The organism is Kistimonas scapharcae (assembly GCF_039540975.1).
In the GTDB taxonomy this organism is placed as follows: domain Bacteria; phylum Pseudomonadota; class Gammaproteobacteria; order Pseudomonadales; family Endozoicomonadaceae; genus Kistimonas; species Kistimonas scapharcae.
In genome coordinates, this window is sequence record NZ_BAABFL010000377.1 from 1 (window position 1) to 10,940 (window position 10,940).

The window sequence follows — 10,940 nt, forward strand, 5'->3', positions numbered from 1 at the left end:
AATCCCGACAGATCTTCAGCTGATCAACTTAAGAAAGCGGCTTGAGTTGGGGCGACAACTATGTTGACAAACACCGATACTGCACTGGGATAATAGATCCTGTAAGGGTTGCCCCTTAATACTCTCAATGTAAGTGATCGTTTCAGCTGAAATTATGTGGGTAAGCCTTTGTAGTGGCTTCATCAATTTCATTCGTATAGGGGTATTCTTCAGGCCACTCAATGTGAAAATAGTGGCCACTCGAGTATGTTGTTCTGCGTTGGGAGTTTGAGTTGTGGATGCTTTATGTGAGAGGGAAGACGATGGAGTCGCTTCAGGGGCGCTCGTCTCAGGCTCACAGATTGGTTCCAGTGAGGTTTCAGGTTGTGGTGGAGTGGTATCTTTACCAGCAAGTATGACCTGCTCCATCCTGATTAGTGTGCTTTTCGTTGCGCGAGCACCAATAAAGTCTGTTAATGGTTGCTTATCTGTAGAAAGGGTTGATCCTTGGGAGCTATGCGGTTCAACATCCGCTTTTGCTACTTTGCCCTTTTTGGGTGGTTTGGCAGTTTTTGAGGGATTTTTTTTAAGACTTCGAGATGATTGACGGAAGCTATGCCTGATACGATCCATGGTGGATTTTCCTTAATTTCCTTTTGATACATATAAATAAGACTCTCCAATGCTGGTATTGGTTCAACCCATGAAGTTGTTTATTGTTTTTTACTGTAGTGATTTGACTACTTAACTATTTCTTTTTGTTATGGTTTTTTGCTCTTTTATTATTGGCGTTCTGAACTCAATTTTCACCAGATTTCTGTGGACTTGGTCAGAGTAGTTGCCAGAGCGTATCAAATATCACCTTCTGGGCCGTGGCGATTTCGACAGAATCAATGACCGTCGCCACCGGGTAGTTCTCGGAAGCCAGAGAGATCATGGCGACTTTTGGGGGATAAATCGCGATATAGCTGGCATCCGGCTGGCCCTGGGTGCGAATCCATTTCCGTTCGGAATATTCCGCGTCTTCACCTCCTTCACCCAGGGCGATCACCTTAACACTGATCTTCTGCCGTATACGTTGCGTCGTATAGTTGGGAAACGGCCGGTACAGGTGTTGCCGCAGGGATTTGGAGGAAAACACCGAATAGCTTTTCTCGGGCTGATGGGCGACGGTTGCCAGAATATCCTTCAATACCAGCTCGATGCCGTCATCGCCTTCATAAAAGCTGACGTTACCACTGCTGAAATCGGGTTTCAGGTGGTGCAGACCGGGAATAATGTCCGTTTTCAGCTGCTCAATGGTGTGTTTCAGGGCGTTCTGTTTTTCTTCCGCCAGTTGTAGCAGCCGCTCGGGATCTTCTGCCCGGAACACCCGACGCTTACCTTTCGGGAAATAACTGACAATACCCCGGGCGGCGAGCCGCTTCAGGATTTCATAGGTGGTGCCGCGGTTGACGCCGGTCTGTCCGGCAATGTCGCGGATAGAGGCTGGCCCCAGGCGGAACAGCGTCATGTAGATGCTGATCTCGCGGTCATCCAGGTCAAGCTGTTTGAGGGTGTCGAGATTCATTTGTCAAAAAATGTATGACAAAACCTATTGTCTGAAAGCTCAAACCGAATAATATGGCTTTAAGCTAGTATTACTGTCAATGAAACATTGACAGATTGATCGAATTTCTGGGGCCTGCCTGCGTGGCGGGCTCTTTGCTGTGTTACAGCACCTGTGTGTCCAGTGGTTTCCGGTAAGCGTTGTCCGGACTGGCTGGGTGCCATCACCGGATTATGTGAATTGTCATGAAAATCGAAACCATTATTCTGGCCGCAGGCCAGGGCAGCCGGATGAAATCCGCCTTGCCCAAAGTGCTTCATCCCATTGCCGGTCGTCCCATGCTGGAACATGTCATTGTGTCTGCCCAGACACTGCAGGCGAAGAAGACAGATGCCGAGGGTGGTCTGCATGTGGTGATTGGCCATGGAGCTGACCAGGTGCGCGAACGGCTGGGCAACTACGCAGTGAACTGGGTGGAGCAGACGGAACAGCTGGGTACCGGCCATGCGGTCATGCAGGCGGCGCCCGCCTGTGGTGAAGCGGATATCGTACTGGTGTTGTACGGCGATGTGCCCCTGATTCAATCCGCGACGCTGGAATCTCTGGCGGCGGCGTGCAACGGTGAACGTCTGGCTTTATTGACCATCAACCTGCCTAATCCCAGCGGCTATGGCCGGATTGTGCGGGATGCAACAGGCGCCATCCAGGCCATTGTGGAAGACAAGGATGCTTCGCCGGAGCAGCACGCGATCACCGAAATCAATACCGGCATCATGGCGATTCCCGGCAAGCGCCTGCAAGCCTGGCTGGATAAACTCTCCTGCGAGAACGCCCAGGGCGAATATTACCTGACGGATATTGTTGCCATGGCGGTGGCAGAAGGAACGGCCGTGGTGCATGCCCAGCCGCAGAGCGCGACAGAAGTTCAGGGCGTGAATAACCGTGCCCAGCAGGCGACACTGGAGCGTCAGCTGCAGCGCCAGCAGGCGGAAAAACTGATGGCGGACGGTGTCACTTTGCTTGACCCGAGTCGTCTGGATATTCGCGGGACTTTGCAGGCTGGCAATGATGTCGTGATCGACATTAACTGCGTGTTTGAAGGTGCTGTTGTACTGGAAGATGGTGTGGAAATCGGCCCCGGCTGCGTAATCAGTAATGCCATGATCGGCGTGGGTACCCGTATCAAGGCCAACAGCATTATTGAAGAGTCCGTGGTGGCATCCCATTGTGATATCGGGCCGTTTGCCCGTCTCCGTCCCGGCACCCATCTTGAGGATAGCGCCAAGGTCGGCAACTTTGTTGAAACCAAGAAGACGGTGATTGGCGCCGGTAGCAAAGTGAACCATCTGAGCTATGTTGGTGATGCAGACGTCGGTGCGGGCGTGAATGTCGGTGCGGGCACCATTACCTGCAATTACGACGGCGTGAACAAATTCCGCACGGTGATTGGTGATGGTGCCTTTATTGGTTCCAATTCCTCGCTGGTGGCGCCGGTCACCGTGGGTGAAGGCGCGACGGTCGGCGCCGGTTCCACCATTACCCGAGATATTCCGGGGCAAAACCTGAGTGTGGCCCGGGGACGGCAGAAAAACATAGAGGGCTGGAAACGCCCGGAAAAAAAGGCCTGAAGGCCAACTAACCGATGGGACTGAAAGAAAACGACAGAGTAATTCTTTCAGTCAATAAACAAATACTGTCGTTTAGAGTACAGGAACAGAATTATGTGCGGCATCGTGGGCGCAGTTGCGCAAAGGGACGTGGCTCAGATCCTCGTGGAAGGATTGAAGCGACTGGAATACCGGGGTTATGACTCAGCCGGTCTGGCAGTGATTAATGCAGAAGGCAATATTGCCCGACTGCGTCGTCTGGGTAAGGTTCGTGCGCTGGAAGAGGCGTTGGTGCAGGAACCTGCCAGCGGTGGCACGGGCATTGCTCACACCCGCTGGGCAACCCACGGCGCGCCCAGTGAGGCGAATGCCCATCCCCATATCTCCGGCGACAACATCGCGCTGGTACACAACGGTATTATCGAAAACCACGAACTGCTGCGGAATTACCTGCAGGAGCAGGGTTATACCTTTGTGTCTGAAACTGATACCGAGGTGATTGCCCACCTGGTGCACCATGAACAAAAGCAGGGACTTTCCCTTCTGGAAGCGCTGCAGAAAGCCGTACACCGGCTTGAAGGTGCCTACGGTACGGTGGTTATGGACCGAAATGATCCGGAGCGTCTGGTCGTGGCCCGTTCCGGTAGCCCGCTGGTGATCGGTGTAGGCATTGGTGAATATTTTGTGGCGTCTGACCAGCTGGCACTGTTGCCGGTAACCCACCGGTTCATCTTCCTGGAAGAAGGGGATGTCGCGGAAATTACCCGTGAAGGTGTCAGCATCTTCGACAGTGCCGGCCTGCCGGTTGAGCGTGAGGTGGTGGACAGTGACCTTGACCACGAAGCCGGTGACAAGGGACCTTACCGCCACTTCATGCTGAAGGAAATCTTCGAGCAACCCGATGCGATTGCCAGCACGCTGGAAGATCGCATGACCGCAGAGACGATTGTGCTTGAGTCCTTCGGACACCGTGCCGTGGAAATCCTGCGCCGGGTGCGTGCGGTACAGATCATTGCCTGTGGCACCAGTTATCATGCGGCGATGGTCGCCCGTTACTGGTTCGAAACCTATGGCATTGCCTGCCGGGTGGAGATCGCCTCTGAATTCCGTTATCGCAAGGCGTTTGTTCCCGATGACTGCCTGTTCCTGACCATTTCCCAATCTGGTGAAACCGCCGATACGCTGGCGGCGCTGCGCATGGCCAAGGAACAGGGCTTCATGAGCAGCATGACCATCTGTAATGTGCCGGGTTCGTCCCTGGTCCGTGAGTCAGATATGGCGTTCATGACCCGTGCCGGTGCAGAAATTGGTGTGGCGTCCACGAAGGCGTTCACTACCCAGCTGACAGCACTGTTGATGCTGGTCACCGCCACCGCGCGGGCAACCGGTCGGATTGATGCCGAACAGGAAGCGGAAATTGTTCGTGAACTGCGTGAATTGCCCCATATGATCCGCAATGTGCTGACGCTGGATGATGCTATCCAACAGCTCTCACAAGCCTTTGCGGACAAGCATCACAGCTTGTTCCTGGGGCGGGGCACCATGTACCCCATTGCCATGGAAGGGGCGCTGAAGCTGAAGGAAATTTCCTATATCCACGCAGAAGCTTACGCTGCTGGTGAACTCAAGCACGGCCCGCTGGCGCTGATCGATAGCGATATGCCGGTGGTTGTTGTGGCGCCCAACAACGAGCTGCTGGAAAAGCTGAAGTCCAATATGGAAGAGGTTCGCGCCCGCGGCGGCCAGCTATATGTGTTTGCAGATCGTCATGCCCGGCTGGTGGCCGGTGACGGTATCCAGGTGATTCCACTGGAGAAGGTCCACGATATTGTGGCGCCGATCATTTACACCATTCCGCTGCAGCTGTTGTCCTACTACGTGGCCATCATTAAAGGCACGGATGTGGATCAGCCGAGGAATCTCGCGAAGTCAGTAACCGTCGAATAAAAAAACGGGGCGAAAGCCCCGTTTTTGTCGGTGGACATTAAAGTTTGATAAATCACAATAAAGTTTGATTGTTTACATTAAAGTTTGACAAAAATTGAGCTTTCTACTACGTTGGCCGTGGATTTGTAGAAGGCTCTTTTTATGTCTGATGCAGAAAAACCTCTTAATAAGAAAGATAAGAATCGCCTGAAGGATGGCAGAGGTACTGGAAACGGTGTGGACTATGTGGCATTCATCCGTGTTGGAGAATTCGATAGTTCCGGAGAGAGTGTAAGGGTAAAAAGTACCTCTGTAGGGCGAGTTCATCATTTTCACTCAGGTATTGAGCTGGCTGCTTTTCTAATATTTGACAGGAATAGAACCACTGTCGATATTCGGGAACAGTATCCTATTCCTTTAGATGACACCCTGAATATATGCCGCCAACTGGGTATTCGTCACCCACAAACAAAGGGTGAGCTTCATATTGTCAGTACAGATCTGCTCATTGATTTGAGAGGCGGTAAGCAAATTGCTATTGCGGTCAAAAATGCAAAAGATCTTGATGATGAACGAATTCTTGAAAAGCTTCAGATCGAAAAAGCTTACTGGGAAGGTACTGGCGTTAATTGGTATGTATTCACAGAGAGAGAAGTTTCTGCTGCCTTAAAGGCCAATCTCAAGTGGTTGAAGCCATTTTTGGACATTGATACCCAAAAAGCTTATAGCTTGACCGAGGATGATGCTTACTCGCTGATTAGTAGAATCCAACAGTATCCAAATAACTTGGTCACCAAACTTTGTGGCCGTTTGGATGATGAGTATCAAGTTGAGCCGGGATTTCATATTGAGGCTTTGCGTTTTTCTGTTGCCCTTGGATATATCGAGGCTCCTATCGACAAGCATTTCACAGAGTGGGTATGCGCAGAACTGATAGATTCTGTTGGAGGCATTGCAAGAAGAGGTTCCAGTTATGCTTCTTAATAAGGTGTACCAACAAAGTAAATCTGGGGATCAGTTCAGGGTTATATTTGAGTCGATTGATAATATCTGGATTATAGATATTCATAGCGATAATGCCTGGCCTTGCCTGATAATGCAGGAGGAGTTTGATGAGCTCATTCGGTCAGGTTTTTATATTGAAATAGATGAACCCTTCAATAGTCATCCCGTTACGGAAGGCAGTATACAAGCATCAAAAAGGGAACATGCGTATAACGCTCTTAAACCTTTACTGACTGAAAATGTCAGGCTTTTTGATAAGAAAAGTCGAAATGCTCTGATCACTGCTGTTATTTCTGAAAGTGGGATACCCCGCTTATATGTCATTCGTCAGTTACGCAGATATTGGCAGAGGGGAATGAGTCCTAACGCACTAATTCCCGATTATCACCGGTCTGGCGCTAAAGGAAAGCCTCGCAGAAACCACAACAAAAAAACAGGAGCGAAGCGAACGCTTAGCTCTGGAGAAGGAATCGTTGTGACAGATGACGTAGCCGAGATCTTTGATCTTGCTATTCAAGGTTTTTTTATTCAAAACGAGGCATTATCCCTTAAGTCTGCTAAAACGAAAGCCGTTGGACTGTATAAGTCACGCTATCCTATGGCAGATAAAACAAGTGTCCCGACAATGCGCCAGTTCAGGTATTTTTTTGAGACTAACTATCGCAAGAGTGATGTCATCAAGCAGCGTACTCCTGCAAAAATCTTCGATAAAGACATTCGAGCGTTAACCAGCACAGCTGCATACATGAATATAGGCCCGGGAGGCCGGTATGAAATTGATGCCACTATTGCAGATCTGTATTTGGTCTCAGAGAAAGATCCTGAAAAGATAATTGGTCGCCCTGTTGTATATCTTGTTAAGGATGTATTTAGCAGAATGGTGACCGGACTGTATATAGGTCTTGAGTCACCATCCTGGGTTGCTGCAATGGTGGCGATGTCTAATGCATTTCTTGATAAGGTAGCCTTTTGCCGAGAATATGGCATTGAAATAGATTCATCACAATGGCCTAGCGTGGGAATTCCAGCATCAATACTTGCTGATAAAGGTGAGCTCCTTCGCCGCCAAGCAGATGTCCTTGTTAATGTGTTCGATATACAACTTAGCAATTCGCGCTCTTACCGAGGGGACGATAAAGGGATTGTAGAGCGCCACTTCAATACGCTTCAGGCAGAGTTCAAACCTTATGTTGGGGGTATTGTTCAGCCCGTTAATGGGAAAAAACGACTCGGTCGTCGTTACGAACTGGACGCAGAACTTACTCTGAAATCATTCACAGAAATGATTATACATATTGTAATTAACTACAATAATCAGCATGTTGTGAAGGGATATGATTTTTCTGAAGATATGCCGGAGGAGCTCTCTGCAGTTCCAGTTGAGCTCTGGAATTGGGGTATTAAAAACAGAACCGGCAGGTTAAAACCCTGCACTCCTGATTTTGTGAAACTGAATTTACTTCCTTCTGAAACTGGTACTGTGTCGGAAGAAGGAATCGGTTTTAAAGGGCTGAATTACACATGCAGTGAAGCGCTGGCTGAAGGTTGGTTTGATCGGTTCAAGCAAAATCGACCTAAATCTGTTGATATAGCGTTTGATCCGCGAAGGACGGATATAGTTTATCTACGACCAGATAACTCATACGAAAACTATTGGGTGTGTGAGCTATCAGATAGAAGTCGTCGTTATCAGGGTGTCAGTTTTGTCACTGCAGCAGGACAACTCAAGCAGGCCAGACAGGCAGAGGCAAATGCAAGACAGCACGAAGACTTCCAGACGCCTGATTTACAGGCTCAGATCGAAGCCATCGCTGCACGAGAAAAAAGTAAAAAGCCTCAAAACCCAACCCGAACAAAATCTGAGCGTCTCTCTGATATTGGTAATAATAAGGTTGATGAAAGGGAACTGGAAAGACAGCGACAAGCTGTCAATCTGAAATCAAAACAACGCCCAACAAAGCGGGCTGAGGTTGTCCCTTTGAATACCGCACTTTCTTCATCATCCATGGATTATCCATCATTGGATGACTTTTTTGAGGATGACGATGATTAATATTTATCAGGCTGAATACCATGAGCCAGAAGTGGAGGACTATCGGGGTAACCCCCTCATAAACGCACTACCATTGCTGAAATCTCCACAAGATACTGCAAAGTTGTTAAACCGTTACCCGACCGTCAGGGATTGTGAAAAATCGCTTCCTGGTTACATTCGCCGTCATGCGATGATGAGGATTCTGGACGAATTCCTCTACCCTACAAAAGCGCATGTTCAGCTGGAGCAAATGATTGCAGGTATGATTCGCCGTGGTTATCTGGGGCGAAATATTGCCACAAGTGATTATCAGAAAAACCTGAATTCGGTAGATCATCTGGATTTTGAGGCTATCGCCAGAAATGCAGGCAATTCGGCACTGGCGAGTTCTGTTATTGGGTGTTCAGGCACAGGAAAAACTACGGCCGTTGAAGCCATTCTTTCCGGGTACACACATCAGGCCATTTACCACCCTGACTATCAACATACACAGATTGTCTGGCTGAAACTCGACTGTCCCCATGACGGATCGGCTAAAAGTCTGTGTATACACTTTTTCAGGGCTGTGGATGATGTGCTTAATACTGATTATGAGAGTTTATATGTCAAAGCACGTTCATCTGCTGAATCAATGCTTGGGGATATAGCACGGGTCGCAGCATTACATTCCATTGGGATCTTGGTAATTGATGAGATCCAACACCTCCAGGCGGCCAGATCCGGGGGCAGTAAACGGCTCCTGAATTTCTTTGTGACCCTGACCAACGTGATTAAAGTACCGGTTTTATTTGTGGGAACACCAAAAGCGCTAGAGTTATTCTCGCCAACCATGCGCTCGGCAAGGCGAGCTGCTCAGTTTGGGAGTTTGCACTGGAACAGATTTGAACATATAGAGCAAGCTGACATTGACACTGAGTGGGATCGTTTTCTCAAGCGAATGTGGAAGCTTCAATGGTTTGAGCATGCTACTCCTCTTACCAAGGCAATGAAGGATCTATTCTGGGAGTGTACTCAGGGAATAGCACATATTGCCGTCACATTGTTCTATCTCAGTCAGGCACGTGCGGTAATGGCCAGACGAGAAGTTATTGACCAAGAGCTTGTTCAAAAAGTATTTCAGCAAGAGCTTTCCATGATTCACCCGATGATTAAAGCTCTCCAAAGTGGCCGAGATATTGAGATTAAGAAGTTTGCCGATCTGGATATTCCTTCAGATAAAATTCGCATCTTTTGCCAGACTGAGGAGGTGGTCGTTGTTGAGGAAGAGCTGACTTCTTCAAAAGACCGTTTAACCGAGCTTGTTGAAATGCTCATAAAAATGGGGATAGGACAAGATATTGCCCCAATAGTTGCTGCACAAGCCCTGGCTGAAAAGCCTGAGGAAGATCTTTTTGGCCTGGTTGCTCATATAAGAATGTTGAGCGATAAACCCAAAAAACAGCCCCGGAAAACCACCAACCCCACGCCCTTGCAACCCCGTTACATTGACAGTGATATCAGGCTAATGCGAGGCTCTGAGCCCTATTCGACATATTCCAACTTGAAAAATGAGGGGATTGTGTTGGATATATCGGCATATCTGTAAAATCGTGATTACTTGACTATATTCAGGCACCTTTTGTTGTACTGGTGCCAAGCCTTGATAGCACATTTTCCCAAGCCTCAACGTGACGAGCTTCTTGGAAGTATTCTTGCCAGATTTATCAAGCGACAGGGAATACGGGATGACAAGATCGCTCTCGATATTCTTTTTGGTAACAGAAAGATCGTTCCATCCCCATTGCTTCAAGGCCATATTGGTGAGCTACATGCCAATATTGGGCATTTATGGCAGGTTGAGCCTGCAGATGTTGTGGAACGTCACACCTTATTGCCCCTATTTAAGCCCTTCATCCCTGCTGGCAGATACAAAATGCTCCAGACTAATCTGGTGGAACTAGCACTGAATACCGGGACATTGAGATCCGGTATTAATGCTTCAATTTTAAAGTGGCCAAGCCAGTATCATATATGTCCTGAGTGTTGGCGAGAGCAGGTACAAAGTCAGGGTTACACTTATTGGCAGCGTTTATTCCAGTGCCCAGGGGTGGAATCATGCCCGGATCATGGCGGCAAGTTATATAACTCAGGGGTGTCGCTGAGTTCTGACCGAAGACACCAGTTTGTAGGTACAGATAGTGTTCATATTCCTTCAAACAAAGACATAAATTCTGAACATAAGAAGCTGCAGTTATCTTCAATGGTCAGGCAGTTATTAGATCAGCCTCTACCTTCCGTGACACTACTACAGTGGAGCACCTTTTACCTGCGCCTGGCGAAGATGGCTGACTGTCTGGACGGTGCCAGAATTAACCATTTAAAGATAACGCACCAAGTACAGAGCTATTGGAAAAGAGGATGGCTGGATAGCCATGGTCTTGGACTTCAGGAAAAGCCAAATTGGCTCACAGCAATGTTCCGAAAACACCGACGTCCATTCACATATCTTCAGCATATAGCGGTATGGCTTGCTCTTTATCCTGAGCAGAAAAGAGCAGCTGAAATCATAGCCGAAGCGAAAACCCTTCCTGAGCTCTGTGTACCCTTGCACCAGAGTCGGTACAAGCAGTCTGAAAGCGATGAAACAAAGACTGAGAAGAGGGAAGCCTGGAAGCAAATTCTTACTGCAGATAAAGAGCTCACTCTAAAGGCTATAAGGCAGACTCCACAGGGAGCAAGGCTCTACTCATGGCTTTACCGCTTTGACAATCAATGGCTACTGCGTATTCTGGCACAACTTGAACACCGATTCTGGTAACTCTTGAACACCCATTCTGGTAAGTCTTGAACACTGATTCTG

General features: G+C 48.6%; 8 protein-coding genes. 6 read left to right on the forward strand and 2 right to left on the reverse strand.

What is annotated here, in order from left to right:
- Window positions 1-15: 15 nt before the first annotated feature.
- A complete protein-coding gene (locus tag ABD892_RS13680; RefSeq protein WP_345196350.1) occupies window positions 16-612 on the reverse strand; it encodes a hypothetical protein in 597 nt (198 codons plus the stop codon).
- A 196-nt stretch (window positions 613-808) separates the two neighbouring features.
- Window positions 809-1,549 (reverse strand): TrmB family transcriptional regulator, encoded by a 741-nt coding sequence (locus tag ABD892_RS13685; protein WP_345196351.1) that lies wholly within the window; start codon window positions 1,547-1,549, stop codon window positions 809-811.
- A 224-nt stretch (window positions 1,550-1,773) separates the two neighbouring features.
- On the opposite strand from ABD892_RS13685, the gene glmU reads away from it, so the two are divergent.
- The 6 genes from glmU to ABD892_RS13715 all read left to right on the forward strand — a co-directional run bounded on the left by glmU (window position 1,774) and on the right by ABD892_RS13715 (window position 10,898).
- Complete coding sequence (gene glmU, locus ABD892_RS13690; protein WP_345196353.1) at window positions 1,774-3,156, forward strand: bifunctional UDP-N-acetylglucosamine diphosphorylase/glucosamine-1-phosphate N-acetyltransferase GlmU; 1,383 nt, start codon at window positions 1,774-1,776, stop codon at window positions 3,154-3,156.
- Window positions 3,157-3,249: 93 nt separating this feature from the next.
- Window positions 3,250-5,082, forward strand: a complete 1,833-nt coding sequence (gene glmS, locus ABD892_RS13695) for a glutamine--fructose-6-phosphate transaminase (isomerizing) (protein WP_345196354.1) — start codon at window positions 3,250-3,252, stop codon at window positions 5,080-5,082.
- Between the two features lie 141 nt (window positions 5,083-5,223).
- Window positions 5,224-6,045 carry a TnsA endonuclease N-terminal domain-containing protein gene (locus tag ABD892_RS13700; protein ID WP_345196355.1) on the forward strand — a complete coding sequence of 274 codons (822 nt, stop codon included), beginning with the start codon at window positions 5,224-5,226 and terminating at the stop codon, window positions 6,043-6,045.
- A complete protein-coding gene (locus ABD892_RS13705; RefSeq protein ID WP_345196356.1) occupies window positions 6,035-8,119 on the forward strand; it encodes a Mu transposase C-terminal domain-containing protein in 2,085 nt (694 codons plus the stop codon). The genes ABD892_RS13700 and ABD892_RS13705 overlap by 11 nt, the downstream gene beginning before the upstream one ends.
- On the forward strand, window positions 8,112-9,686 hold the full coding sequence (locus ABD892_RS13710) for an ATP-binding protein (RefSeq protein ID WP_345196357.1): 1,575 nt from the start codon (window positions 8,112-8,114) through the stop codon (window positions 9,684-9,686). Before ABD892_RS13705 ends, ABD892_RS13710 begins: the two co-directional genes overlap by 8 nt.
- Before the next feature lie 54 nt (window positions 9,687-9,740).
- Window positions 9,741-10,898, forward strand: a complete 1,158-nt coding sequence (locus tag ABD892_RS13715; RefSeq protein ID WP_345196358.1) for a TnsD family Tn7-like transposition protein — start codon at window positions 9,741-9,743, stop codon at window positions 10,896-10,898.
- The last annotated feature ends 42 nt before the right edge of the window (window positions 10,899-10,940 follow it).

Bases quoted from the DNA above. Each gene is read 5' to 3' on its own strand.
- ABD892_RS13680 (WP_345196350.1), bottom strand. From the start codon at position 612: ATGGATCGTATCAGGCATAGCTTCCGTCAATCATCTCGAAGTCTTAAA.
- ABD892_RS13685 (WP_345196351.1), bottom strand. From the start codon at position 1,549: ATGAATCTCGACACCCTCAAACAGCTTGACCTGGATGACCGCGAGATC.
- glmU (WP_345196353.1), top strand. From the start codon at position 1,774: ATGAAAATCGAAACCATTATTCTGGCCGCAGGCCAGGGCAGCCGGATG.
- glmS (WP_345196354.1), top strand. From the start codon at position 3,250: ATGTGCGGCATCGTGGGCGCAGTTGCGCAAAGGGACGTGGCTCAGATC.
- ABD892_RS13700 (WP_345196355.1), top strand. From the start codon at position 5,224: ATGTCTGATGCAGAAAAACCTCTTAATAAGAAAGATAAGAATCGCCTG.
- ABD892_RS13705 (WP_345196356.1), top strand. From the start codon at position 6,035: ATGCTTCTTAATAAGGTGTACCAACAAAGTAAATCTGGGGATCAGTTC.
- ABD892_RS13710 (WP_345196357.1), top strand. From the start codon at position 8,112: ATGATTAATATTTATCAGGCTGAATACCATGAGCCAGAAGTGGAGGAC.